Origin of the sequence: Streptomyces sp. 2A115, from assembly GCF_052245575.1 — a bacterium.
Classification (GTDB): Bacteria; Actinomycetota; Actinomycetes; order Streptomycetales; family Streptomycetaceae; genus Streptomyces.
In genome coordinates, this window is sequence record NZ_JBQQCG010000095.1 from 1 (window position 1) to 26,845 (window position 26,845).

Here is a 26,845-nt window from a genome sequence, read left to right on the forward strand (position 1 = left end):
GGGGCTGGGCGCGCCCCGCGGCGGAGCCGCACATGTCAGAGCCCCGCGCCCCGTAAGGGGCGCGGGGAACTGCGCGACCAGCCCCCACCGGCCCGCGCACGCGGCGGAGCCGCACATCGACACAGCATCAGCGTTCTTCCAGCGGAGCGCTCAGCTCGGTGTCGTACCGCACCAGATGGCACAGTGCGGTCGTGTCGCCTGCCGCCAGGTCCGCCATCGCCTCCGGCAGTTCCTCGAAGGCGCACTCGCCCGTGATCAGGGCGTCGAAGGCGGGGTCGGCGAGCAGTTCGAGGGAGAGTCCGAGCCGGTCGGCGTACGTGCGGCGGGCGCTCCTGGCCGGGGAGACGGTCCCCACCTGACTGCTGCGTATGACCAGGCGGCGGGAGTGGAACGCCTCTCCGAGCGGCAGGCTGACGCGCCGGTCGCCGTACCAGCTCAGTTCGAGGACGGTGCCCTCCGGGGCGAGGAGTTCGAGGGCGCGGGCGAGCCCGGCCTCGGTGGCACTGGCGTGGACGACGAGGTCGCAGTCGCCGGCGGCGTCCGACGGGAGGGCGAAGCCGACGCCGAGGGCTTGTGCGATGTCAGCGCGCGCCGGGTTGGCGTCGACCAGCTGGACGCGGACGGCGGGGTAACGGGCGAGGAGCGCGGCGACACTGGCGCCGACCATCCCGGCGCCGACGACGGCGATCCGGTCGCCGAGCAGGGGTGCCGCGTCCCACAGAGCGTTGACGGCGGTCTCCACGGTCCCGGCGAGGACGGCGCGCGAGGCGGGCACATTCTCGGGGACCGGGGTCACGGCGCTCACCGGGACGACGTACCGGGTCTGGTGCGGATAGAGGCAGAAGACGGTCCGCCCGACGAGCTCCGACGGGCCCGCCTCCACCACTCCGACATTGAGGTAGCCGTACTTGACCGGCCCGGGGAAATCGCCCTCCTGGAAGGGCGCCCGCATGGCGGTCTGCTGACTCTCCGGCACGCCGCCACGGAAGACGAGCGTCTCGGTGCCCCGGCTCACCCCGGAGAAAAGTGTTCGCACCAGAACCTCGCCCTCGGCGGGTTCCGGGAGTTCGATGTCCCGTATCTCGGCACGGCCGGGAGAGCGGAGCCAGAAGGCGCGGGCGGAGCGGTCCATTCGGCGTCCTCCTGAGTGATCCCTGTGAACGGGCTGAGCAAATGGGCTGAACGATCGGGCGGCGAGCCACGTACCGACCTGTGCGAAGCCGCGCACAACGTACGCGGCAATGATCGAATCTGTCACCTGGCCGGAGGATGTGCGGTGGCCCTGAACAACACGTACGACGCGAGGCTCTTGCAGCAGGAGACGGCCGTGGGAGCGGGCGTGCAGCTGCTTTTGCTGACCGTGCTCGGCACGGCGATCGGCATGGGGCCCGCGGGCTGGCTGACGGGGCTGGCGTTCGCGCTCGCGACCTGGGCCGTGCTCTCACGCGCCCTGCACCGATCCCGGACTCGCTCCTTCGGCCCAGCGAACCAGGAGAACCGTGGGAAGTGGGGCCGGGCCACCCTCGTCGGCGGTGTGACGGCCCTGGTCGCGGACTCCTTCCAGAGCCCGCCGCCGATCACGGTCCTGGTCGCTCTCACGGCGGTCGCCCTGATCCTCGACGCGGTGGACGGCAAGGTCGCCCGCCGCACCGGCTCCTCGTCCGCGCTGGGCGCGCGCTTCGACATGGAGGTCGACGCGTTCCTCATCCTGGTGCTCAGCGTGTACGTCGCCACGTCCCTCGGCCCCTGGGTCCTCCTGATCGGCGGCATGCGCTACGCCTTCGTGGCGGCGGCCAAGGTCCTCCCCTGGCTGAACGGATCCCTGCCCCCGAGCACGGCCCGCAAGACGGTCGCGGCCCTACAGGGCGTCATGCTCCTGCTGGCAGGCTCGGGAGTCCTCCCCTACGCCCTGACGTTCGCGGTCGTCGCACTCGCGCTGGCGCTGCTGACGTGGTCGTTCGGGCGGGACATCGGGTGGCTCTGGCGGGTTCGGGATCGCGGGGAGACGGGCACCTCGCGCCGTCATGACTCCGGCCGGGAGTGTGCCGACGCCGAGGTGCCCCAGCTGCGGCACGCCTCAGGAGTGGGCGCCGCCCGGTGACGCGTTCACCACGTCACCGGCAGCTCGTCGACCCCGTGGACCGATCCGTCGTGCTTGAACGGATCCGGTCCGGTTCGGTGGCCAGGTGCAGCGTGGGGATGCGTCGGTAGAAGGTGCCGTGGACGACCTGGAATTCCTCTGTCGTCTCCGCCGTCACTTCCGCCGTCATTCCTTCGCGCCGATCGCCTCGACCGGCCTGATCCTGAGCAGCAGCCGCGTCGGCACCATCGTGCCCGCGGCCGCCAGGACCGCCGTCGCACCCGCGATCGCCAGATAGCCGAGACCGGGTACGGCCGGCACCGGCGAACCGCTCAACGCCAGGGACACGAGGATCAGCGGGAACACGGACAGCAGCGTCCCGATCCCCACCCCGGCCGCGATGACGACGACGCTTTCCCGGCGCATCATGCCCACGACCTGACCGCGGTCCGTACCGGACAACCGCAGCAGCGCGAACTCCCGTCGCCGTGCGGCGGTACTCATCGCCAGCGTGTTGACGACGGTGATCGCCGTGTACGCGATGATCAGGCCGACCACGAGGTAGTTGACCCAGGCGTTCGCCCGCTGTTCCGTCAGCTGGTCGTCGACGGCGAGCCCGTCCCGGAGCACGGTGCCCGGGTAGGCCGCCGCCACGTCGGCGAGGGCCTCGGGGAGACCGGATGCCGAGGGGTCGGAGCGTACGAGTACGGACTCGTCGACCTTCCTGGTGGTGTGAGCGAGCAGCAGATCGTGCTCCATGGTCAGGTCGGCGAACCCGAAGCCGCGTTCGTAGACGGCGACGACCTTCCCACGGAACGGAGTGCCGTCGCCCAGGTGCAGACGGGCCGTGTCGCCGACGCCGAGACCGAGCCAGGATGCCGCGGTGGTGCTGATCGCCACGGTGGTGGGCGACAGTGCCGCCAAGTCCCCTTCGCGCGGCCGCAGATCGAGGGCCGTACCGAGCGCCTCGGGATCCACGCCCTGCGCACCGAGCGATACGGACTCCTCAGCGCCCAGCAGCTTGCCCACCGCGACGACCTTGGACTTCACGAGTCCGGTGGCCGACTCCACCTGCTTCATCTCCCTGACCTTCTCGGCCACTTCGGGTGACACCCCGTTCGGCGCCGTGAGGACGTGGTCGGCGACCAGGCCGGCCCGCAGCTGGTCGGCGGACTCCCTGAGCCCGGTGGTCTGGGCGAAGACCACGGTCGACGCGAAGGAGACGGCGAGCACCAGAGGGATGATCGCGCCGGCCAGTCTGCCCACGTTGGCCCGGGTGTTGGCGGCCGCCAGATAACCGGTGACGCCGGTCCTGTCCAGCAGTGGACCGAGGAGGCGTACGGCGGCGCGGGCGACCAGCGGACCGAGGACCGCGACGGCGATCACGAGAACGAGTACGAGGGAGTTGGCGAGCCCGACCAGGGTGAAGAAGTCGGCGTCCTGCGCGAGGCCGGTGACGAAGATGCCCGCCGCCAGGACCAGCAGTACACCGCCGGTGATCCTGCGTCCGCGGCCGAGCCCGGGCGACTCCACGGCGGCCTCGCCCAGGGCTTCCGTCGGTCGAATCCTGGTCGCGCGCCGGGAGGCGGACAGGACCGCGAGCAGGGCGGTCAGGACGGTCACGAGCACCGCCGCGAGGAAGGGCAGGGGGCTGAGGGCGAGCCCGAAGTCGGACGGCACGATGCCCTGTCCGGCGAACCGGTCGCGGAGCCAGTACACCAGGACCAGGCCCACCGGGCAGCCGAGTACTCCGGCGAGCAGGCCCGTCACAGCGGCCTCCGAGGCCACCATCCGCCGGATCTGGCCGGGTGTGGTGCCGATCGCGCGCAGCAGGGCGATCTCCCGGCGGCGGTGCCGGATGGACAGGGACGTCGTGGCGAACAGGACGAAGACGGCGATGAGCAGGACGTTGCCGCCGACCGCGGCCGCCAGCACCACGAGATTCGACCCGCTGATGGTGACGTCGAGGAACTCCGCGCGTCCGCGCCCCTCGCCCGTGTGCACGGCGAGGCGGTCGTCGTGGAGGGCGGCCTCGATGTCGTCGGCCAGTCGCTGGGGTGAGGTGCCGGGGTCGGCGAGCACCCCGAAGGCATATATGGAGGGCGCCAGTTGACGCATGGAGGCATCCGGCAGGTACGCCACCGACTGGCGTGGGGCCCGGTCGTCCTTCAGCGCGACGAGTCCGGCGACCTTGAAGGTGCGGGGCACGGATGTGGTCATCAGGCGGACCTCGTCGCCGGGGCGGACACCCGCCCGTCCCGCGATGTCCGTGTCCAGGGCGACCTCTCCGGCCGCGCGCGGTGCGTGGCCGGCGGTCAGGCGGAAGTCGCCGAGGCGGAGGCTCGACCAGTTGTGCGCCTCGGGTGCCGCGCCGTGCCGCCCGGCCACCGGCTGCCCGTTCCCGTTCCCGTTCCCCTCCCCAGTCCCGGTCACCAGCCGCACCGGCGCTCCCACGTCCATGATCACCGACTTCACGCCGTCGACGCCGGTGATCCGGTCGGCCACCGAGGCTCGTAGGGGTACGCGCTCGGGGAGCGGCTGCGACTCCTTGAGGGTGGACCCGTCCAGGTCCTCGAGGGTCAGTTCCACCTCCTGCCTGCCGGTGACGACGACGTCGGACGCCGCGTAACGCTCGGGGGAAGAGCCGGCCCGTATGCCCGACTCCAGGAGGACGCCACAGGCGCTGAGGACGGCGGCGCCCAGCAGCAACGCGACGAACGTGCCGACGAAACCGCCCCTGCGGGCCTTGAGCGTCAGCAGCGCGAGACTCAGCATCAGGCGGTCCTCCGCAGGCCGGACAGCACGTCCGCGACGCGGTCCGCGCTCGGTGTGATCATCTCGTCGACGATGCGTCCGGCGCTGAGGAAGACCGCGTGGTCGGTGTGCGCGGCGGCCACGGGGTCGTGCGTGACCATGACCACCGTCTGGTGCAGGTCGGTGACCGCCTGCCGCAGCAGGCCCAGGATGTCCCGGGCGGTCTCCGGATCGAGGGCCCCGGTCGGTTCGTCGGCGAAGATCACCTCGGGCCGGGTGACCAGGGCGCGCGCGATCGCCACGCGCTGCTGCTGGCCGCCGGACAACTGGGCGGGAAAGCGGGAGAGGCGCTCGCCCAGGCCGATGGTGGTCAGGATGTGATCGAGCCGGCCCGCGTCGGCCTGCTTGCCGGCCAGCCGCAGGGGCAGCGTGATGTTCTGCTCCACGGTGAGGGAGGGGAGGAGGTTGAACGCCTGGAAGACGAAGCCGATGCGGGTGCGCCGCAACTCCGTCAGCCGTCGCTCTCCGAGGGCCGACAGGTCCTGCGCACCGAGGCGGACCTCCCCCGAGGTGGGCCTGTCGAGTCCGGCCGCGCAGTGCAGAAACGTACTCTTTCCCGAGCCCGAGGGGCCCATCACCGCCGTGAACGTGCCGGCCTCGATGCCCGCGCTGACCTTGTCCAGCGCCAGGACGGCTGTCGGGCCCTCGCCGAACTGCTTGGTCACGTCCGTCAGTTGCACCGCGTACCGGCCCTTGCCGACGGACACGTCCGGTTGTTGGCCCCAGGACCGCACCATGACTCTCGACTCCTCGACACCTCGTACGGCTTTCCGTGAGTGGAATTCCGTGGTGCCTCAAGTGCATCGGCGACAGCGGGCCGTGGCCTCGGCCGCACAGTCGAACCCTCATGTCCGTCCGCCGGGCGAGATCCCGGGAGGTCTCCGTCGTACGGGGGAGAGGGGAGCGCCCGTGAGCCTTCGCGCGCGGCGGGCTCCTCCGCCCTACGGAGGATGACTTCACGGTGGAGACGGCCGCGCTCTTTCAACCCCAAGGGAGATCAACGGGCTTGGCGGTCCGTCTAACGTAGGAACCATGGACCGGATGGACTCGTTCGCGGGGCGCCGCATACCCCGGGCCGTGACCGACGCGGGTCTGGCCCTGCTGCTCATCGCCGGTTGTCTGGCCCTGCGCGCGACGATGCCGGTCAACGGGCCCGAACTGCGCGATCCGGACGCCCGTTGGGGCATGCTCGTCCTGCTGTTCGCGCTGCCGATGGCCGTCCACCGACACTTTCCGCTGTCCGCCCTGCTGGTGACGTCGGTGACCGCGAGCGTGCTCCAGGGACTCCGCTACATTCCGCAGCTCTCCGGTTCCGACGGCACCTCCATCGGTCCCACCTACCTGGGCGTGGCCACGGCCGTGTTCCTCACCGCCGTACGCGGCACTCCCAGGACCGCCACCGTGGTGGTGACCGTGGTCGTCCCGGCCGCGTCCGTCACCGAAGCGGTACTCGCCTCGGCCGGACACCGGATCACCACGCTGTTGACCGAGGCGGTGGTCCTGGTCGCCGCGTGGGCCCTGGGCCGTCTCACGCGGGCCCGTACCGCCATTCAGAACCAGGCGCTGGAGCGGGCCGCCGCGCTCGAACGCGAACAGGCCGCCAACGCGCGCGCGGCCGTCATGGAGGAGCGGACCCGTATCGCCCGCGAACTCCACGACATCGTCGCGCACAACGTCAGCCTGATGGTCGTCCAGACCATCGCCGCCGACCGGGTCCAGGACCGCGACGGCGAGAAGGCCCACGAACTGCACGGCACCATCGAGGAGACCGGCCGGGCCACGGTCACCGAACTGCGCCAGATGCTGGACGTCCTGCGTACCGACGAGGAGGCGGAGACCGACCCGAGCAAGGTGCCGCCCCAGCCCACCATCGAGGCCATCCCCGCGCTCGTGGACTCCGTGCGCGCCGCCGGTCTCCACGTGGACTTCAGCACCACGGGCTCCCCCGCCGAGCTGCCCGCGGGCTCACACCTCACCGTCTACCGGGTCGTACAGGAAGCCCTCACCAACACGCTCAAGCACGCCGGCCACACCCGTACCGCCCTTACCGTCGCCTGGGAGCCGGACCGCCACCGGCTCACGGTCCGGCTCTGCGACGACGGCCCACGGACGGACGAGGAGACGCAGCGGCCCCCGGCCCTGTCGAAGGGTTCGGGCCACGGCCTGGTCGGCATGCGGGAACGCATCGGCGCCGTGGGCGGCACCCTCCACACCGGCACCCGCCCCGGCGGCGGCTACTGCGTCCACGCCGTCGTCCCCGTCCCCGCACCGGACTCGCATCCCGCATCCGACTCCCACCACGCACAACCCTCAGACCACGCACGTCCCTGACAACCACCACCCCTGACAACCACCATCCCTGGCAACCACCACCCGTGACACCACGAAGGGCACCCCCTCATGCAGGCCATCCGCGTCCTGCTGGTCGATGACCAGCCCATGATCCGGACGGGATTCCGGCTCATCCTCGAGGCCGAACCGGACATCACGGTCGTCGGTGAGGCATCGGACGGCGTCACCGCCGTCGAGAGCGCCAAGGCCCTGAGCCCCGACATCGTCCTGATGGACATCCGCATGCCGAACATGGACGGCGTGGAGGCCACCCGCCGCATAGTGGAGGCGGGCTCACCGAGCCGGATCGTCATCCTGACCACCTTCGACCTGGACGCACACGTCGTGGACGCCCTGCGCGCCGGAGCCAGCGGCTTCCTCGTCAAGGACGGCCCCGCCGACTCCCTGGTGGGCGCCATCCGTACGGTCGCCTCCGGCGAGGCCGTGCTCTCACCCCGAGTCACCCACCGCCTCCTCGACCGCTTCGCCCACCTCGCCGACCCCACGACACCGACCGTGCCGTCCCGCCTCGACGCCCTCACCAGCCGTGAACTCGACGTCCTGCGCGCCCTCACCCGCGGCCTGTCCAACGTGGAGATCGCCCTCGAACTCGGCGTGGGAGAAAGCACGGTCAAGACGCACGTCGCGCACATCCTCGAGAAGTACCAGCTCCGCGACAGGGTGCAGGCCGTGATCCTGGCGTACGACAGCGGCCTGGTGGTGCCGCGCAGCACGCGCTAGCGCTCCGCTTGGAGAACGGTGATGAACTGCGGGTCGGTGGGGGCCGGTCGCGCAGTTCCCCGCGCCCCTGGCGGGGCGCGGTCCGCACCGAACTTCACCAAGGCCGCTCAGCTCAGCTCGCCCCAGCTATCCGCAGTTGCTCGGGGCGGGCGGGCGCGATGATGGTGGGAGCGCATCCGGGCGGTACGAGGCTGTCCGCTCCGAGTACTTGGCAGCGCTCCAGTCCATGCCGTGACCACAGCGCGGCCGTCCACGCACAGAGCAGCGCGTCGATGAGGTCTTCCCGATGCTTGTAGTCGACCGACCGCTGAGGTGAGGGCTCGTCGAGGAGTCGACGGGACACCGGGTGGGAGGCGAGCAGGAGGGCCGGATCGGCGGTGGCCAGGCCCGCCACACGCGCGATCAGTCCGTCGCACGCCTCCGCCCGCACCGCTCGCCACTGGGCCGTCGGCACTCGCGCCGGGCGGCGCTTGTACGTGGGACGTTCCTGGTCGTAGCCCAGCTCGCAAGCTCCGACCAAGGTCGTGTACGGATAGCACTCGGAGAAGACCAGCCCGCCCGTCGGCGGCCCGGTCCTGCCGTCGTCGTAGGCCCAGCCGGACTCCTGCAGCAACTGCCTCAACAGCACTCCGGCCCGGCGGGGAGAGCCCTGGTTGGTGCTGTTCGCGCTCACCTTCCAACGGCCGTAGCGCTGACCGACCTCCCGCTCGCACGGCCGCTGGCCCGCTGGATTGTCAACGACCAGCGGCGCGTCGACAAAGGCCAGGGTCGCGCCGTCGACGGCTGTCTTGGCAAGCCACGCCATCGTCTCTTCCACCCCGCAGGTCCACCCGCAGTCGATCACCACGCCGCGACCGTCGATGGCGGCCACACCGGTCTCGTTGGGCTTGACGCGGGCTCCGCCCTGCGCCCCGCCCTGGGCCCAGGCGAGGTCGATGCCGATGAACCGCTCTATTCCCATGGGTCGGTAGTACCAGAGAACTGGCCACTGGGCGCGGCACGGTCCTCTTCTTCGCTGATCAGCAGGGAAGGGCGGTGGCACCAGAGGCGTTCACCCTTCCTCAGCCGTGGAGCACCTTCTGTCCTCAGCCCGTTCCTCGTGGTGCCACGCAGGTACGCGGCGTAAAGATCCACACGCCCTTGGTATGGGTAGCCCCGAGAACCCGTCCGGTCTCCCGCAACCACGGATAACGGCTCTGGAGCTCGGCATAGTTGTCGTTGGTGACGATCACCGCATCCGATTCATCCGCGATGGCAACGATGAGAGCATCACCCTTCCCCTCAGTTCCGGCCGGCGGTTGGATGATGTCCCCCTTACTGAGTGCGGCACCGACCTGGTCTCGCTCCTCCTCGGAGATCTTGTGCCTGAAGCTGGCGTCCACGACCAGATGTATTTCGGCGTCGGGATATTTCTTCGCGAGTGCCTCACGCGCCGCTGTGAGCTGGGCGAAACTCGGGCGGTCATCTGCCTCGTACACGCCGACTCGGGTGGGTGAGCGGCCGATCCAGGCCAGATTGGAGCCGTCGACCACCAGGGTGTGCACATCATCACCCTGCTCGGAGCTTCCGACGCGTGAGCGGGGAGTGGCTGACTGTGTCCGGTCTCCCGCACCTTTGGCCAACAGCAGCGGGGATGGCGCGGGGCTCGCCATAAGAAGATCGTCGAGTTCCTTGCGTACCTCCGGGGTCGGGCCTCCGGAACCGAAGCTCTTCACCTCCTCGTCGACGACGACCTCGCCGGTGTGTTCCAGCGTGGCCTTGACATGCAGCAGGCCGTCGGAGTCATAGGTGTACTCCAGGTCGAACCGAGACTTCTCCCGCACCCGGGGTACCGGGTAGTGCAGCGTCAGCTCGGTGAGCTGGACGTTGTCGGAGTCGGACAACTCCTTGTCCGGGTCTCCCTCCCAGATCTCCACTGTGAGCTTTCGCTCGTGGTCGCGGGTGGGCGTGTAGCTCTTTCGCTCGCTCCATGGCAACGGCGAGTTGCGGGGGATGATCTCGCTGAACTGCCTGCGCTTGTCAGCGCCCTTGACCACCGTCCCGAGTGCATGGCTGTTGGCGACCTGGATGACACCGGAGGTCTCCTTTGCCAGGACGGCCGCGGCAATCGCGGCGCCACGGCCCACCGCCGTCATCGGATCGCACAGCTGCGTGGGCACGGGCTCCATCTGGAGGGCCTCCGCCACTGCGGCACGCACGCTCGGAATTTGGCTGGAACCTCCGATCATGAGGACGTCATCCACGTCGAGCGGAGCCATGTGCAGGTCCCTGAGGCACTCCTCGACCGGAGCCAGAGCGCGGTCGACGAGATCAGCGATCGCTTCCTCCAACTCTTCCTGGAAGATCTCCACCTCCCTTCCGTCGGGGGTCATGATCTTCACGGAGGGTTGGGAGGACAGCATGATCTTGTTGCGCTCGACATCCAGACGGAACTGGCGCTCCTGCGCCGGGGTCCACTCACGCCGCGCCGGTGCCCTGTCCAACACCAGCTTGCGCAGTCGTCGGTCGATCTCAAGTCCACCGAGCTCCGTCACACCGCGCGACGCGCGCTCTTCGAAGAACCCGTCTTCGTAGTCGAGCACCGTGACGTCGATCGTTCCGCCGCCCCAGTCGAAGACGAGGATCTGCGTGTCCTCGCGCAAGTCGTGCACGTACGAAATGGCGGCAGCCGTTGGCTCGTTGAGCAGAGCTTGGACCTCGATCCCGGCAAATCGCGCGGCCGCACGCGTCCGGTACCGAGCCGCACCGGTGGCGTTCGCGGGCACGGTGATCACGGCACGGTCGATTTCGGTGAGGTTCTGCCGAGCACCTTCCTTCATGGCGGTGAACACGCCGGCGGCAACGGTTGTGGCCGCGAAGCGTCGCCCCTGCACATTCACGTACTCATCACTCTTGAGGAGACGCTTGCAGGCCTCGGCGGCCTCCTCCGAACGGAGCTTCGCCTCCCAGCCGAAGAGCGGGCCTCGACGCAACGTGCTCATCCCGACAACTGACGGAAAGAGCAGGTCGAAGCCGGGTCGACGCCAGTCGGCGTCGAGGTGATGCGCGTCGAGCGGCAAGACCTCCACATCGTCGCCCTGCCACTGGGCAACGACGGAGTTGGTGGTACCGAAGTCGATTCCCGTCGCGGTCATGCCTTCTCCTCCCCCTGGGACGCGCCATGGGCCTCGGAGCTCGCGCGCTTCACCGTGGCAGGCACACGACGCAGCTGTCCGGAAAGGATCAGCTTGCCCGTAGCCTGATCCACATAGGCGGGGCGTACGACCTCGAAGCCGTCGCCTTCACCCTCGACGACGACGAAGAATTCCTGTTCGTCTGTCGTCTCGACGACGCGAACGCCGAGTCCGAGCAGCGCCGTTCGCACAGATACTTGCCATTTCAGCGTGCTCATCCTGTTACCCGAGCCCCGAGCCTCGAGATCGCTCTCCACCATCCGGGCCAAGTGCTCTTCCCGGGTCCGAAACGCCTCGAGCACGCCTTGCCGCAGAGCGGCCAGGACCTCTCCCTGCTTGGGTCGTTCCTCGTCGGGAATGGCCTCGAGTAGTCGCTGAGCGCTCGCGGAGAAGCGCTTCAGGAGGTCGGCGGGATTCAGCAGTTCGTCGGGCTGGTACATGAGGAGTTCGGGTGCAATGGATCTGCTTTTCGCCCCACGTCCGCGAAGGCTCTGCGGATCGGACTCGTTCGTCCAGTGCTTGGGCTTGCTCATGTTGCCGTCCTGTGCTGATGATCCGGGCGCCGTGGCGCGTTGAGAAGGGTGGGAAGCAGGTCGGTGACCGCTCGGCGACGTACGGCGTCGAGGTCGGCGGGGTCTTCAGGAGCCGTCTGCCGGGGCATGGGCTCGACCGGCGGCACCAGAGTGACGGGCGGCACGCTGGGAAGCTCGAAGACGTCCGCGTCCAGCGGCAGGACGAAGAAGCCGGACCAGTCCTCGGCCTGGGCGGCTTGCTGGATGCGGCGCATGGCCCGGTTGAGACGGGCGGCCTCCTCGCGGTCGTCGGCGTACTCACGCCTGAGATCGCGATACCGCTGCCTCCAGACATCGGACCTGTTGGGCAGCCCGAGTTCAAGGTAGGGGTTGGAAGGGTGTGGCCGATCGTTGCGCGGGATGCCACGACGCCGCTTGATCAGTTCCAGGTTGGCTTCGGCTCGCGGGTGGTGGTCGGCGATGCTTGTGAGCGCGATCAGCGCGCTGTCCAGGTCACCGTCGAGGAGCGCCAGGTATGCGCGCATGTTCCAGGCCTCGTCGTGCTGTCGCCGATCGCCCTCCTCGTACGCGGCGAGCTTGTCTGTCTGGGCCCGGGCCTTCTTGAAGTCGCCCGCACAGATGACGTCGTAGGCGTAGCGCAGCGCCGCCAGCGCGTGGAAGTCACTCCGTCCGGGACTCACTGCCGCCTTGGGCTCCCAGAGTGCCGACATCAACCGCCACAGGCCACGGTCGGCAAGGACATCCGGGTCCCAGTTCCCGGTGAGAGCTCCGTCCTGAATACGACGCAGTCTCAGAACGAGGGGGCGCGGCAGGAAGTACTCAAGTTCTTTGAGCACGCTCGTATCCCCATCGGCGGCACACTGCAGGAGGTCATACCTGCTGCCCTCCTCCCACTCAATGTCCTCTCCATTGAGAAACTGCCGTCGTTGTACCGCGTCCTTCCAACCGATCGTGACAGCAGTGCGCGGATCCACCTGCTCGGGCGACAGCCGGGCCAGCAAGTAGTGCCGGTCATGCTCGGCGGACCGTAGATGCCAGGGTTCGCCGTCCCACGTGACCACGCCCGCGTCGATCAAGTCGTCGACGACCCCCAGGGGCATCCACGGCAGCGTCCGAGCGCACAGAGCCGACGGGAGCCCGTCGAGTTCTCCGTTGAGGATGGCGTACTGCACCGCGAAGGCGCCGGACGCGTCCTCGCTCACGGAGGGGCGGGCGTCCTGTTCGAGAATCGTCGCACCGGAGCCCATCAGGTGATCGAGCCACTGCTGGCCGGACGGTGTGAGCCACGGCAGTCCTGCCTCGTGGATCACGGTCATCGCTGCCACGGTGTGGCTCGGTTCCGCGACCTCCAACACCGCGCGCACCGCGGAGGGCAGTTGCGGGCCGGGGTCGCCGTCGAGGCACTGCTGCAGGGTCCGCAGCGCCCAGTCGGGCACGGCCCGTTCCCCGCACTCGGCGTCGAGAAGGTCGTTCAGCAGCAGTTCCACGCGCCGCACTGCCTCCGCGCCGAACACGCCGGCCCTGCGCCACCTGCGCAGCGCGAATCCGTCCGGGTCGCCGCCGTCTGCCACGGGTTCGGACGGCTTGCTCCGACGTGCACGACGCCTCTCGCGCCATGCCTCGACCATCTCCGCCCGCGACATCGACGCGCCCAGCGCCTGCCCTGGGATCAAGCCCTTCTCATCTGTCATCTGCCCTCACACCGTTCGCCCATGGCGCTGTCCATGGCGCACGTCGTCTGCCCGCGCTCGTGGTCGCCTGTGAACCAGTTGGGTTCATCGGGCAGAGTCCTCGTCGGTCGCCACATCCGTGATGTGGCGCGCGCCGGGTCCGGCCCAGCCTGCGCCGTCCCGCCAAGCCAGCCCCACGCTGAACGCGCGGTCGGCGACCTCGACGGTCCAGGGCTCGGCCGGTGCCTCGCGGAGGACGATGACGAGGTACTCGGCCTGCCCGCCGGGATGGAGGCACGCGGCTTCCAACAGGTGCAACGCCGCTTCTCGGATCTGTGCGTAGGTGTGTGCGCCCTCGCCCAGCACCTCGAAGAGCGTCATGCCTTCAGAGCCGAGGCTCCACGCGTCGACGTGGTCGCTGTCCCCCACGTCCGAGGAACGCTCGTAGAGATCGGCCAGCAAGCGGTGACGCAGACTTTCGTGGCTGCGATCCGCGCGCGCCGCACGTTCGCGTACGGCGACCGCACCGGACAGGCCGGAACCGCTCTCCGTCTCCCTTCCCACAGTGAGGGCCTCGCCTTCGGCGGTGATTGCCGGCATGCCTGTCCCTTCGGGCTGGGGGCCGTCCGCCTCCTGGATGGCGAAGCCCCGGTAGATCTCGGATCCGGATTTGCGGACCTTCATCAGGACCCGGCCGTCGGACCGGAGCGACCACTGGCAGCGCTCCCCATCGATGACAAGGCGCTCCCCCACCCTCTCGATCCGCCCGTTGCTCAGGTCGGCAGACAGCTCCTCGCGGAGCTGCCTCAGAAACTCCTCGTCCGGAAGGTCCCGGAAATGACTCACCCGCTCGTATCCGACGCAAGCGCTGACGGTGACGTGCAAGGTGCCGGTGGACAGGTTCCGCATCGCTGCGTCATCGACGAGATCGGCGCCGTCTTCGGCCGCCGACGGCGTGAGAGCCGACCTCCGTCCGGCCCGCGCCTCCTGCCCGACGCGGGAGGGGATCCCGGCCGCGAACTGGGCGTAGCTGCGTTCGGGATGGCCACTCGCGTACGCGGTCACGGCGCCCGCCTCAGCGTCAAGTGCAATCCGGTAGCCGTCCAGGTCGAGGAACCACCCGTCCGCGGAACGCAGATGTCGTCCCCTGGTCAGGAACGGTGTGAGCGTCGCATGCAGTTCCACGGCCGCCTCACCCAGGCCGCCCCTGTGGCGGGCGACGAACGAGCCACAGGCAGCAGAGCTGATGCGGATGTCGGCGATGCGCTCTGATGAGAGCTCCAACCGTGCCCCGGTTTCGGCGTCCTTGGGTGCGCGCAGGTATCCACCTTTGCCGAGAGGCGCTGGTTCCGCGGTGCGGAAGCCTCCGCATCCCGGCTGCCTGCACCATCCGTCCGGTTGCCGCGTCTCGTTGTCGCACCGCGTGCCGTCCGCCCGGTAACGGGTGCACAGGCCGGGTCCGCCGTGCGGTGTCTTCCTTCTGCTCACCTGTGCCATGAACTGCTTCGGTGTGGGAACGGCGTTCACCGGCCCGCCGATCCACCGGGGCAGGGGCTGATCGTGGACGACCGTCAGCGACTGCATGCACCGGGTCAGTGCCACGTACAGGCTGCGCAGCCCCGCGGCGTCGTCCCCTACGATCGCGGACGGTTCGACCACGACAACGTGGTCGAACTCAAGGCCCTTGGCCTCATCGGCCGTGAGGACCGCCACCGAGTCGTACTCCGTGACCGCAGCGGCGACGGTTTCCCGCCAGGATGCTTCCTCCGGGACGATCACCGCGGTGGTCCGGCCCGCCGCCGCGCCGTCGGCGCCTGCGGCGAGGTTCCTGGCGCGCTCGGCGGCGCGCTCCGCGGGGCCGGCGCCCTCCGACACGATCACCTCTACGCCGGTGCGCCGGACGGAGTCGGGAATGGCGATGCCGGGTGCGCAGTGCCCTCCGAGGGGGCGGACGAAGTCCATGACCTCACCGGGTACGCGGAATCCGGTCAACAGCTCCGCCACTCGCCAACCGTCCCTGCCGGTGAGCGTCGCGCCGAGCTGTTCCCAGTCCTGGTACGGGAAGGAACCGGTCGCCTGAGCGAGATCTCCGAGGATGGTCATGGAACCGCCGGGACAACGGCGGGCGAGAGAGCGCGCCTGCATCGGGGTGATGTCCTGGGCCTCGTCGACGACGACGTGACCATAGATCCGCTCGGGCCGCCCGGACAGGATGTGTTCGAGCTCGTCAAGGCAGACGAGGTCGTCGAGACTGGGCTCGCGTGCAGATCCGGGGCGTCCGGCGCTCTCGTGGTGCGCGAGGAGTACTGATTGCTCCTCGGGAGTCAGGATGCCGTTCGCCGCCGCCGCCATCGTGACACCGCTGGAGAAGAGTCTCCGCAGCACGTCACGGGTCGACAACTCCGGGGCTATTCGGCGCAGCAGTCGTGTGACAGGGCGCAGTTGACGTATCTCGGCGAAGTAGTCGGTGTCGGCGGGGCCGGGCAAGAGCCCGGTGTACGTCTGGGTGAGGTGCTGTACGACCCGCTGGGCGCAGCGCTCCTGCCGCACACGGTAGGGGCTCTCCCCGGCGAGGGCCGCACCTGCGATCTCCGCGATCTCCGTGACGGGCACGACCACCTCGCGGCGGCGGAGCTCGAAGGTGAACACCGGACCGCCGACGAGTGTTTCGAGTCGCTCGGCGGTGCTTGTCGTCTGGTTGTCGACGGCCCGCTTCAGGACAGAGCTCATGCGTGCGTCCGACTTGAGGACGGCGACCCGGTGCGGGTCTCGCCGCGCACCGCCCCCCGACCACAGCGCGGGCAGTTCGAGCATGGTCACGCCGCTGCTGCCCAGTTCGACCAGGGTCGTCCCCACATAGTCCAGGAACCCTCGGTTCGGGCCCACCACCAGCACATCGTCGGCGGCCATGTGCTTGTTGTCGAGGAGCCAGCTCACACGGTGCATGCCCACCGCCGTCTTTCCGGTGCCGGGGCCTCCCTGGACGATCAATACTCCGCTCGGCTGCTCGGTGACGAGCCGGAGCTGATCGCGCTGGATCGTCTCGACAATGTCGTGCATGGCGCCGTCGCGAGCACGGTCGAGCTCGTCGAGGAGCGGGTCTCGCCACTCCTGCTCTTCGAGCACGGCGTTCTGCCCTGTGCCGTCGACCTCATCTTCGGCGACCTGCGGAACCGACCCGTTCCCCCGTTCCTCCTGAGCGGCGCCGACCTGTCCGCCGCCACCGGTTCCGTGCAGGTTGAAAAAGCGCCTGACGACACGCTCGTCGCAGACGATCTGACGCAACAGGCGCACATCACCGGGCTCCTGCTCACTCGTCAGCCGCCATCGAACCGCAGCCGGGGCACTCCATGAGATGACGGCGGGGTTGCGGTCGGAATCGAGCACCGATCGGCGTCCGATGTAGAACGTCTCGGGACCAGCTCCGTCTTCGACGTCCGCCCGCATGAACACCAGGGCGTTCTTGCCGAGGTCCAGGCTGTCAAGCTCGCGTTGCCAGGTCCGGTTGGCGTCGATCGCGTCCTTGCCGCTGGCGGAGGCCGCCACACTCTTGAGTTCGGTGGCCTCCCGTCTGGTGCGCTCCAGACTGCGATACGCGTGGTCGACCGCCCGCTGTTCCACGGCAAGCACGTCCGCTCGTCGCGTGCGCTTCGACATGCTCTCTGCTCTGCCCCTTCTGGTCAGGGATGTGCTCGTACCGGCTCGGGACAGGACATCAGAGTTCGGCTAATCCTTTGACATTGCCGAAGTGAGTCTAGTTGTGGTGATGTCCATCACGTCACGAGCTGTCACACCCTTGGCACATGTACAGGTTCGCTGCGCAACTCACCCGACCTTCTTCCACTCCTGGCAGCCGTTGGTCTTGAAGTACTCGCCCTTGTTGAGGGTCACGCGACCGGTTCCCTCCAGGTTGTTGTTGGCGATGATCGACTCGAACTCGCCGCTGGCGTCCTTGGCCCGCTCCCAGTAGCAGCCGAACGCGTCTTCCGGACCGGCCGTCTTGTACGTCCCGGCCTTGATGTCCTCCCCCACCAGGTACTCCCCGTCCCCGGCGAAGCTCGCGACCGGCCCGGGGTCTTCGGCGGCCTCGGCCTTCTTCGGCTTGGCCGTCACGGTCTCGGTCTCGGTGACCGTCGGCGCGGGCTCCGCCTCGGCGTCGGCCGTCTCGGTGACGGTCACCTCGGGCCGAGGCGTCGCCTTGCCCGCGGCGTCGGACGTGTCGTCCGATCCGCTGTCACCGCTCGCGCCGATGCCCGAGCCGACGAGCAGGGCGACGAGGGCGACCGCGCCGTGGGTGATCCAGGCCTTGCGGCGGGTGGGGCTCTTGGCGGTGGGCGGAGCAGGCGGCGTTCCCGGTCCCCAACTACTGGGCGGAACGTGGCCTTGGTACGGGTCGGGCGTCGGGGTGTTCATCTCGGTTACTCCAGGTCAGACGTGGGCCGGATGCGGTGGGTGCGGGCCGGCCGATGGGACCGGCCGGCTTGGGACAGCGACAAGGGATCCCGGAGGCGAGGTCGAGACTCACCCACCGGAAGCATTTTCAGAGAAGCACATACATGAAAGCATCGTCAAACACGCTGACAGATTTGACGAGCGTTGTAGGGTGTTTACTGTTCGCCACCCAAAGGTCCAGGAGCGCCATGCCCCAGCCATCCGCCCACGTGACGGCCGCCGAGATTTCCCGCATCGCGGGGGTCACGCGCGCCACGGTCAGCAACTGGCGCCGTCGGCACGACGACTTCCCGGCCCCTTCCGGCGGCACGGAGAGCAGCCCGCTGTACGACCTGGAAGCGGTACGCGCCTGGCTCGCCTCGCGCGGCCAGACCTCCGCCGCCAACCCGACGGAGGAGCTACGTACGACGCTGCGTCTGCACCCTCCGGGCAGCGGCGGCACGGCCAAACTGCTCCCCCTGGTGCTAGCCGCGGCCCGCCGCACCCCGGACGAGCTGACAGCACTCATGGAACTGCCGGACGCCGGCCTCATCTCCCGCGCGGACAGCGCGGCGGCGGACCTCGCCGACACGGTTCCGGGCGCGGAGGCCGTCCACTTCACGACAGCCGACAGCCCGGCACTGCGCGCCCTGCTCCTCTGCGTACGCGACGAGGGCGGCCAGGCCGCGCTCGGTGTGCTGGCAGAGCGGGAGTTGGAGGACAGCGCGGCGAGTGGCACCTACCAGACGCCGGGCCCCCTGGCAGACCTGGCCGCACGCCTCATCCCCGGCAACCCGGCAAGCGTCTTCGACCCGGCCTGCGGAAGCGGCACGCTCCTCGCGGCTGCCGCCCGGCTCGGGGCGAGCGAGCTGTACGGCCAGGACACGCTGCCCGTGCAGGCCCAGCGCAGCGCGGTGAGCCTGATGCTGGCGGTGCCGGACGGGACGGTCACCATCCGCGCGGGCGACAGCCTCCGCGCCGACGCCTTCCCCGACCTCACCGCCGACGCCGTACTCTGCAACCCGCCCTACGGTGACCGCGATTGGGGCCATGACGAGCTGGCGTACGACCCGCGCTGGGCGTATGGCGTCCCGGCCCGAGCCGAGTCGGAACTGGCCTGGGTTCAGCACGCGCTCGCCCACCTCACCCCCGGCGGATACGCCGTGCTCGTCCTGCCGCCGGCGACCGCTTCACGCGCGTCGGGACGCCGCGTACGCGCGGAGCTTGTACGCAGTGGAGCGCTGCGCGCGGTGGTGGCGCTGCCCGCGGGCGCGGCGGCTCCCCTGCACATCGGCCTCCAGATGTGGGTGCTCCAGCGGCCCGAACCGGGCGGTGTGGAACGGAAGTCGGTGCTGTTCGTCGACATGACGGAGTCGGCGACGATGACTTCGGCATCGGCGTCGGCGTCGGGACCGGCTTCGGGACGTGGCGGGTCGGCGCATTCCCGTACGCGGGGCGGTGGTCGCGCCGTTCTGGACTGGGTCGGCATCACGACGCGGACGCTGGCCGTCTGGGAGGCGTTCACCGTCGGCCCGGACTCGTTCACGGACGAGCCCGGTACGGCCCGCGCGGTCCCCGTGGTCGACCTGCTCGACGATGTCGTCGACCTCACGCCGACCCGCCAAGTACGCGTCACTCAGGCCGACATCGACCCGACAGAGCTGGCCCGGCACGTGGACACCACCCGGCTGGGTCTGGTTCAGGCGGCCAAGTCCCTTGGCAGGGTGGCCGGTTACACCGACTGGAGCGCTGCCGGGGCCTCGTCCCGCGAGTGGCGTACGGCGACGGCGTCGGACCTTGCGCGAGGTGGGGCGCTGACGCTGTTGCGTACGGTTCCGGAAGCGCGGGAGGTGCGGGAGTCCAGGGAGTCGCGGGGTGTTGGTGGTGCCGCCGCCGGCTCGGAAGCCCGTGCGGTACGAGCGACGCGAGCGGTAGGAGCGGTGCTGACAGGCTCGGACATCGCGAGGGGAACGCCCCCGTCGGGTGACCCGGCCGAGCTGCGCAGTGACGCGGCGCCGGTCATCGCCGTGGGTGATGTGCTCGTACGAGCCGTCGCGGGCGGAAGCGGATCCATGGCCCGAGTGGCGGACGAGGAGGACGCGGGCGCGTTTCTCGGTGCCCATGTCCACCTCTTTCGTCCTGATCCGGCGCGGTTGGACGCGTGGTTCATTGCCGGGTTCCTGGACTCGGAGGACAACATCGCGGCGGCGTCGACGGGCAGCACGGTCCTGAACGTGAACCCGGGACGGCTGCGCGTACCGCTGCTGCCGCTGGAAGAGCAGCGGCGGTACGGGCAGGCGTTCCGGCGCGTCCACGAACTCAGGGTGGAGGCCCGCCGTGCCACGGAACTCGCAGAGGAAACGGCGAGGTTGCTGGCGGGCGGGCTGACGGGAGGCGCGCTGCTCCCGTCGCGTGACGCGAACTCACCCTCGTACGGGGCTGATTCGCCCTGATCTGCACTTGGATATGCACGCATCGACCACACTCGTCTCTCTGTCCCCGCTCCGGGCGGCGGGCGGGACGCACGGAAGGAAATCGGGGAACCCCTTGAACAGCAACAAGCACACGGAGTTGGCGAACCATGCGTGGTCCGTCGCGGATCTTCTGCGCGGTGACTACAAGCAGTCGGACTACGGCAAGGTGATCCTGCCGTTCACGGTGTTGCGGCGGCTGGAGTGCGTACTGGAGCCGACGCGGAAGGAAGTCGCGGAGCTGGCCCTCCAGTACAAGGACGGGGACATCAACCCCGACGGATTCCTGCGCCGGGCCTCGGGCCACTCCTTCTACAACAAGTCCAACCTGACCCTGAAGAAGATCGCGGCGGACCCGCAGAGCGCGGCGAAGAATCTCCAGGTGTACGTGGGGGCGTTCTCGGAGAACGCCGGCGGGGTCCTGGAACGCTTCGAGTTCGCCCAGCAGGTGAAGCGGCTGGACAGTGCGGGCCTGCTCTACAAGGTCATCGGCAAGTTCACTGACCTCGACCTGCATCCCGATGTGGTATCCAACCACAACATGGGTTACATCTTCGAGGAGCTGATTCGCCGTTTCGCGGAGCAGTCGAATGAGACGGCCGGTGAGCACTTCACTCCGCGCGAGGTCATCAAGCTCATGGTGAACCTGCTGATCGCTCCGGATGGCGATGCGTTGCACCTGCCTGGTGTTGTGCGCACGGTCATGGACCCGGCGTGTGGCACGGGCGGCATGCTTTCGGCGATGGACGACCACATCAAGGCGCTGAATCCCGACGCCACGGTGGAGGTGTTCGGGCAGGAGTTGAACCCCGAGTCGTGGGCTATCTGTCGGTCCGACCTGATGATCAAGGGCCAGGACCCGGAAAACGTCGTCTTCGGTAACTCGTTCTCGGATGACGGGCATTCACGTAGGTCCTTCGACTACCTGCTGGCCAACCCGCCGTTCGGCGTGGAGTGGAAGAAGGTGAAGGAGGAGGTTGAGTACGAGCACAAGACGTTGGGTGAGGCTGGTCGCTTTGGGGCGGGATTGCCGCGGATCAATGACGGTTCGCTGCTGTTCCTTCAACACATGATCTCGAAGATGAAGCCGGTCGATGTGAATGGTGGGGGCGGTTCGCGCATCGCGATCGTCTTCAACGGTTCACCCCTGTTCGTGGGTGGAGCGGGCTCGGGTGAGTCGGAGATCCGGCGCTGGATTCTGGAGAACGACTGGCTTGAGGGCATTGTGGCGCTCCCGGACCAGCTCTTCTACAACACCGGCATCTCCACGTACTTCTGGATCCTGACGAACCGGAAGGACACAGAGCACAGGGGCACGGTCGTGCTCCTCGACGCGCGCGACCAATGGCAGAAGATGCGGAAGTCGCTGGGCGACAAGCGCAAGGAACTCGGTAAGGAGCATATCGCGACGATCACGCGGCTGTACGGTGACGCCCTCACCGCCGCGGGGAATCCGGAGCACCCGCTCCACGGGAAGGTGAAGGTCTTCGCCAACACGGACTTCGGATACCAGCGGGTCACTGTCGAGCGCCCGTTGAAGCTTCGGTTCGAGTTGACCGAAGAGACACTGGCAGCGCTGGAAGCGTCGAAAGCCATCCAGAAGCTCCCGAACGCCTCGGTCTTCTTCGACGCCATTGAATCGCTGCGGGTCAGGTGCTGGGCGACCAAGGAGGGGGCATGGGACGCACTCCGGACGGCCGTCATCGAGGCAGGCTCGACCTGGCCGACGGGCGGCCCCTTCAACAAGACCCTGCGCGACTCAATCGGCGTCCGGGACCCGGAGGGTGAGATTCAGCAGGTCAGAGGCAAGCCGGAGCCCGACCCAGAGCTGCGAGATTACGAGAACGTGCCGCTTGGCGAAGACGTCGAGGAGTACCTGAAGCGAGAGGTGCACCCTCACGTGCCGGATGCCTGGATCGACCACAGCAAGACGAAGGTGGGGTACGAGATCCCGTTCACGCGGCATTTTTACGTCTATAAACCGCCGCGGCCGTTGTCGGCGATCGACGCGGAGTTGAAGGCGCTGGAGGACGAGATCCAAAGGCTGTTGGGAGAGGTTACGGAATGACCACCGCAGATCAATGGATCCAGACGGCGCCCGCTCACTGGACTCGTGGGCGCCTCAAGAACCTAATTACTTCCGCCGTCAATGGCACTTGGGGCAGCGATCCGACCGAGGACGGCAGTGATGTCCGCTGCGTCCGTGCCACGGATTTCAGCCGCACGACCCGTCGCGTAGATCTCTTCAACGCGCCGCTGCGCAATGTGGACCCGGCGTCCCTACGGCAGCACCTTTTGCACCACGGGGATCTCATCCTCGAAAAGTCAGGGGGTGGAGAAAAGCAACCTGTCGGTATGGCAGTGCTTTTCACTGAAACAGAGAAGGCCGTGTGCTCCAACTTTTGCGCACGCATCTCGCCTTCTCTCGACGTCGACCCCAGGTTTCTGACCTACGTTTTCGCTGCTGCATACGGGCAGGGCTTGACTCAGGCTGCGATCAAGCAGACCACGGGAATCCAGAACCTGGACACAGGAGCCTTCTTCTCATCCTCCTGGTCCTATCCAGGGGCAGAGGAGCAGCGCCGCATCGCCGACTTCCTCGACACTGAGACCGCCCGCGTGGACGCTCTGGCACGAGCGCGAGACTCGCAGCTCAGGTGCTTGGAAGAACTGTGGCAGTCAAGGCTGGCCGACAAGGCCGAGAACCTGATCGCGACCCACGGGCTCTTGCCTTTGCGCCGTGTAGTCATCTCGGTGGAACAGGGGTGGAGCCCTCAGTGTGAAGATGTGGAGGCTTCTCCTTCAGAGTGGGCCGTGCTGAAGACGAGTGCTGTCAGCACCGGGACTTTCCAGCCACTACAGCATAAACGCCTCCCTAAGGATCTTCAGCCCGATCTGCGTTACCAAATCACCGACGGTGACATCCTAATGACGCGCGGAAGCGGCTCCCCGGCGCATGTGGGCGTGGCAGTACTTGCCAATACTGATGGGCGACGGCTGCTGCTCAGTGACCTCCTCTACCGCGTGAGGGTCAGCGACGGCTGGTCCCCCGAATTTGTGACGTTGTTGCTGGGCAGCCAGCCAGTGCGTGGTCTGTTGGCCTTGTTGTTCCGTGGCCAGTCGGGACAGACGATCAAGCTCCGGGGAGAGGACATCAAGTCGATCGCAATCCCGGCTGCTCCAAAGGAAATCCAGCCGCAGATCGCGAACGAGTTGGAAGACGAGCGCCACCGTATCCACGAAGCCCAGCGTGTGCTCCGCAGGTCTCAGGCGCTTCTTGCCGAGCGGCGGAAAGCCCTAATCACCGCCGCCGTAACCGGCCAATTCGACGTATCCACCGCCAGCGGCCGCAACGTAACGGACGGAGCACCGACATGAGCCCCGTGCACGACGAGTCCGCCTTCGGCTCCGCCATAGTCGCCGCCCTCCGTGAGAACGGCTGGCGCGAGGCAAACCCCGAGGACTACCGCCCCGACCTCGGCCTGGACACCAACGAGCTGTTCACCTTCCTCGGCGCCACCCAGCCCGACGAGTGGAACGAACTCCTCACCGTCTACGGCAGCGACCCCAACGAGGCTCAGCGAGGCTTCGCCCAGCGCCTCGACCGAGCCATCGCCGACGACGGCCTCCTCCACGTCCTCCGAAACGGCGTCAAGGACCGTGGAGTCCGCCTCCGCGTCGCCTATTTCAAGCCCAACCTCATCTCCGCAGACTCCGTCCTCGACGGCTACCGAGCCAACCGCCTCACCGTCGTCCGCGAACTCCCCTACGCCACAAAGCAAGCGGACTGGGGCCACCGCCTCGACTTGACCCTCTCCCTCAACGGAATCCCGGTCGCCACGGCCGAGTTGAAGAACCCGCTCACGGGCCAGGGCGTCGAGCACGCCAAGGAGCAGTACCGGACGGACCGCGACCCGACCGAGCTGATCTTCACGCGGCGGGTCATCGCCAACTTCGCCGTGGACCCGGACCTGGTCTTCGTCACGACCCAACTGCGCGGCAAGAACACCCAGTTCCTGCCCTTCAACACAGGCTCGAACGGTCCCGGCCAGCCCGGCGGAGCCGGGAACCCGGCGCCCACGGCCTTCGGCAGGTACGCCACTTCCTACCTCTGGGAACAGGTCTGGCAGCCCGACAACTGGCTCGACCTCCTCCAGCGCTTTGCCCACCAGCAGAAGCACAAGACACCCGGCGGCGGAACGACGAAGTCCACGATCTTCCCCCGCTACCACCAGTGGGACGTGGTCAAGAAGCTGACCGCCCACGCGGCCACCCACGGCGTGGGCCAGAACTATCTCGTCATGGCCTCCGCCGGCTCGGGGAAGTCGAACACCATCGGCTGGCTGGCCCACCGCCTGAGTGACCTGCACGCCGACACGGACCCGAATCTTCTCGACCCCGACGCCCGCCAGAACAACCGCGTCACACCCGGCGAACCCGTCTTCGACAAGGTCATCGTCATCACGGACCGCCGCAACCTGGACGCCCAACTCCGGGAAACCGTCGGCAGTTTCTCGCAGACGGACGGCCTGGTCGTGAAGGTCGACGAGAAGCACGGTGCGAAGAGCGAACAGCTCGCCCGCGCCCTCTCCCGGGACACCGGCAAGATCGTGACCGTCACCCTGCACTCGTTCCCGGCGCTGCTCGACTACATCAAGCGCAACCCCACCGAGATCAAGGGAACGCGCTTCGCGATCGTCGTGGACGAGGCCCACTCGTCCCAGTCCGGCGACGCCGCCACCGCCGTCAAATCCGCCCTACGCGACCTTGGCCTCGACGCGGACTCGGACGACGAGGGCACGACCACGGTCACCCTGGACGACAAGCTCAAGGCGAAGGCCGTGGAGCGCTCCCAGGCCGCCAACCTCTCCTACTTCGCCTTCACGGCCACCCCGAAGGCCAAGACCCTCGAACTCTTCGGCACGGCGAACACCGAGAACGGCAAGGCGGTCTACCGCCCCTTCCACACATACTCCATGCGCCAGGCCATCGAGGAAGGCTTCATCCTCGATCCCCTGCGCAACTACGTCACGTACAACACGTACTGGAAGCTGGTGAACCAGAACCCGGACGAGAAGGAGGTCGACCCCTCCAAGGCGAACACCCTCCTCGCCCGGTTCGCGCTCACCCACGAGCACACGGTCTCCCAGCACGCCCAGGTCATCGTCGAGCACTTCGTGACCCACACCCGCGGCCGACTCGGCGGACGCGCCAAGTCGATGGTGGTCACGGCCTCCCGACAGTCCGCCGTGCAGACGGCCCGCGCGATCAAGAGCTACATCAAGGACCGCGCGTACGACACCAAGTACCCCGACCTGGGCGTCCTCGTCGCCTTCTCCGGCTCGCTCACCATCGACGATGACGAGACCACCGAGAGCAAGGAGAACGGCGGGCTGTCCGAGAGCGCGCTGCCGAAGGCGTTCGCGTACGTCCGCGCCGACGACAAGGCCGTGAAGGCGGGCGGCAAGGGGCAGCAGGAGTACAAGATCCTGGTCGTCGCCGAGAAGTACCAGACCGGCTTCGACCAGCCGCTGCTCACCACGATGTACGTCAACAAGACGCTGACCGGCATCGCCGCCGTGCAGACCCTCTCCCGCCTCAATCGGACCGCCGACCGCAAGTCCCAGGCCGACCTCGCCGTCCTGGACTTCGTCAACGAGGCCGAGGACATACAGGACGCCTTCCGCCCGTACTTCGAGGAGGCGACGACTCTCCCCTCCGACCCGAACCTCCTCTACACGGCCCAGAGCCGCGTGATGGCCGCACCGGTGATCTCCGAGCAGGACATGGACGAGTTCGCCGCCGCGTACTTCGAGGCGAAGGAGAAGGCGGCCGGCTCGCAGGCCAAGTGGGAGAAGCTGCACGCCGAGCTGTACCGGCTCCTCTCCCCCGCCGTCATCCGCTTCACCAAGCTCATGGAGAGCGAGGAGGAGGACGACGTCGAGACCGCGGAGGGCTTCCGCGCCAATCTCAACGACTACGTCCGCAAGTACGGCTTCCTCGCGCAGATCGTGCCGTACCGCGACCCCGAGTTGGAACGGCTGCACCTCTACGGGCGCTACCTCCTCAACCGGCTCCCCCGCAGCGCCGACGGCGGCGTCGACATAGGCGAAGTCGACCTGAGTCACCTGCGGGTCGCGAAGACCGGCGAGCACGACGTCTCCCTCAACCCCGAGGGCCCTGCCGAGCTCAAGGGTTTCGGGGACGGTGCGGGCGGCGCCAAGGAGTCCGAGAAGTCACTGCTGTCGGACCTGATCGACCGCTTCAACGCCAAGTTCGGCACGGAGTTCACCGAGGAGGACGTCCTCCCGGCCTTCAACGCCGCCAAGAACGACCCCAAGGTCCGCGCCGCCGCCGTCGTCAACGACGAGGACAACTTCGGCGTCGTCTTCGACAAGGCGTTCAACGGCTACATGATGGATCACGTCTCCACCATCGACACGCTCGGCAAGCGCTACTTCGGCCCCGACCGCGACTTCAAGTCCAACCTCGACCGCAGTGCGCGGCGCGCGGCCTGGCGGATGATCCGTAGCGAAGAGGGTCTGGACGACGTGTAGTCCCGGCCCCGTCGGCCGGGGCACCTGCGCGAAAAGCGTGAACA

The 26,845-nt window shown here is 68.2% G+C and carries 17 protein-coding genes; 7 read left to right on the forward strand and 10 right to left on the reverse strand.

Going from position 1 to position 26,845, the window contains the following annotated elements; all coding sequences use genetic code 11:
• Positions 1-127 precede the first annotated feature (127 nt).
• Positions 128-1,132, reverse strand: coding sequence for a zinc-dependent alcohol dehydrogenase (locus tag ACTWQR_RS47050; protein WP_443233470.1), 1,005 nt, complete (start codon positions 1,130-1,132; stop codon positions 128-130).
• 144 nt (positions 1,133-1,276) lie between these two features.
• Between ACTWQR_RS47050 and ACTWQR_RS47055 the strand changes: the two genes are divergently transcribed.
• Positions 1,277-2,101, forward strand: coding sequence for a CDP-alcohol phosphatidyltransferase family protein (locus tag ACTWQR_RS47055; RefSeq protein WP_443233471.1), 825 nt, complete (start codon positions 1,277-1,279; stop codon positions 2,099-2,101).
• A gap of 13 nt (positions 2,102-2,114) precedes the next feature.
• Here ACTWQR_RS47055 and ACTWQR_RS47060 read toward each other — a convergent pair whose 3' ends face one another.
• The 3 genes from ACTWQR_RS47060 to ACTWQR_RS47070 are packed head-to-tail and all read right to left on the reverse strand — an operon-like array spanning position 2,115 to position 5,631.
• Positions 2,115-2,258, reverse strand: coding sequence for a hypothetical protein (locus ACTWQR_RS47060; protein WP_443233472.1), 144 nt, complete (start codon positions 2,256-2,258; stop codon positions 2,115-2,117).
• A gap of 8 nt (positions 2,259-2,266) precedes the next feature.
• On the reverse strand, positions 2,267-4,855 hold the full coding sequence (locus tag ACTWQR_RS47065) for an FtsX-like permease family protein (RefSeq protein WP_443233473.1): 2,589 nt from the start codon (positions 4,853-4,855) through the stop codon (positions 2,267-2,269).
• Positions 4,855-5,631, reverse strand: a complete 777-nt coding sequence (locus ACTWQR_RS47070) for an ABC transporter ATP-binding protein (protein WP_443233474.1) — start codon at positions 5,629-5,631, stop codon at positions 4,855-4,857. Before ACTWQR_RS47070 ends, ACTWQR_RS47065 begins: the two co-directional genes overlap by 1 nt.
• 295 nt (positions 5,632-5,926) lie before the next feature.
• Here ACTWQR_RS47070 and ACTWQR_RS47075 point away from each other — a divergent pair, with 295 nt between their 5' ends.
• Positions 5,927-7,225 carry a sensor histidine kinase gene (locus ACTWQR_RS47075; RefSeq protein ID WP_443233475.1) on the forward strand — a complete coding sequence of 433 codons (1,299 nt, stop codon included), beginning with the start codon at positions 5,927-5,929 and terminating at the stop codon, positions 7,223-7,225.
• 69 nt (positions 7,226-7,294) lie between these two features.
• Entirely contained in the window at positions 7,295-7,966 is a 672-nt protein-coding gene (locus ACTWQR_RS47080) for a response regulator (RefSeq protein WP_443233476.1), read from the forward strand.
• A gap of 112 nt (positions 7,967-8,078) precedes the next feature.
• On the opposite strand, the gene ACTWQR_RS47085 is transcribed toward ACTWQR_RS47080, so the two are convergent.
• The 6 genes from ACTWQR_RS47085 to ACTWQR_RS47110 form a co-directional block, all read right to left on the reverse strand.
• Positions 8,079-8,927 (reverse strand): DUF429 domain-containing protein, encoded by an 849-nt coding sequence (locus tag ACTWQR_RS47085; protein ID WP_443233477.1) that lies wholly within the window; start codon positions 8,925-8,927, stop codon positions 8,079-8,081.
• Between the two features lie 124 nt (positions 8,928-9,051).
• A complete protein-coding gene (locus ACTWQR_RS47090; protein WP_443233478.1) occupies positions 9,052-11,100 on the reverse strand; it encodes an Hsp70 family protein in 2,049 nt (682 codons plus the stop codon).
• Complete coding sequence (locus ACTWQR_RS47095; RefSeq protein WP_443233479.1) at positions 11,097-11,672, reverse strand: hypothetical protein; 576 nt, start codon at positions 11,670-11,672, stop codon at positions 11,097-11,099. Before ACTWQR_RS47095 ends, ACTWQR_RS47090 begins: the two co-directional genes overlap by 4 nt.
• Positions 11,669-13,363, reverse strand: a complete 1,695-nt coding sequence (locus ACTWQR_RS47100; protein ID WP_443233480.1) for a hypothetical protein — start codon at positions 13,361-13,363, stop codon at positions 11,669-11,671. The genes ACTWQR_RS47095 and ACTWQR_RS47100 overlap by 4 nt, the downstream gene beginning before the upstream one ends.
• Positions 13,364-13,447: 84 nt before the next feature.
• A complete protein-coding gene (locus ACTWQR_RS47105; RefSeq protein WP_443233481.1) occupies positions 13,448-16,999 on the reverse strand; it encodes a UvrD-helicase domain-containing protein in 3,552 nt (1,183 codons plus the stop codon).
• 168 nt (positions 17,000-17,167) lie between these two features.
• Positions 17,168-17,755: a hypothetical protein gene (locus ACTWQR_RS47110; RefSeq protein WP_443233482.1), complete on the reverse strand. Its 588-nt coding sequence runs from the start codon at positions 17,753-17,755 to the stop codon at positions 17,168-17,170.
• A gap of 227 nt (positions 17,756-17,982) precedes the next feature.
• Here ACTWQR_RS47110 and ACTWQR_RS47115 point away from each other — a divergent pair, with 227 nt between their 5' ends.
• The 4 genes from ACTWQR_RS47115 (at position 17,983) to ACTWQR_RS47130 (ending at position 26,801) form a co-directional block, all read left to right on the forward strand.
• Positions 17,983-20,226, forward strand: a complete 2,244-nt coding sequence (locus ACTWQR_RS47115) for an N-6 DNA methylase (protein ID WP_443233483.1) — start codon at positions 17,983-17,985, stop codon at positions 20,224-20,226.
• A 94-nt stretch (positions 20,227-20,320) separates the two neighbouring features.
• The gene (locus ACTWQR_RS47120; RefSeq protein WP_443233484.1) at positions 20,321-22,312 is read left to right on the forward strand and encodes a type I restriction-modification system subunit M; all 1,992 of its coding nucleotides are present in this window, start codon (positions 20,321-20,323) and stop codon (positions 22,310-22,312) included.
• Positions 22,309-23,622 carry a hypothetical protein gene (locus ACTWQR_RS47125; protein WP_443233485.1) on the forward strand — a complete coding sequence of 438 codons (1,314 nt, stop codon included), beginning with the start codon at positions 22,309-22,311 and terminating at the stop codon, positions 23,620-23,622. The genes ACTWQR_RS47120 and ACTWQR_RS47125 overlap by 4 nt, the downstream gene beginning before the upstream one ends.
• Positions 23,619-26,801 carry a type I restriction endonuclease subunit R gene (locus ACTWQR_RS47130; RefSeq protein WP_443233486.1) on the forward strand — a complete coding sequence of 1,061 codons (3,183 nt, stop codon included), beginning with the start codon at positions 23,619-23,621 and terminating at the stop codon, positions 26,799-26,801. The genes ACTWQR_RS47125 and ACTWQR_RS47130 overlap by 4 nt, the downstream gene beginning before the upstream one ends.
• The last annotated feature ends 44 nt before the right edge of the window (positions 26,802-26,845 follow it).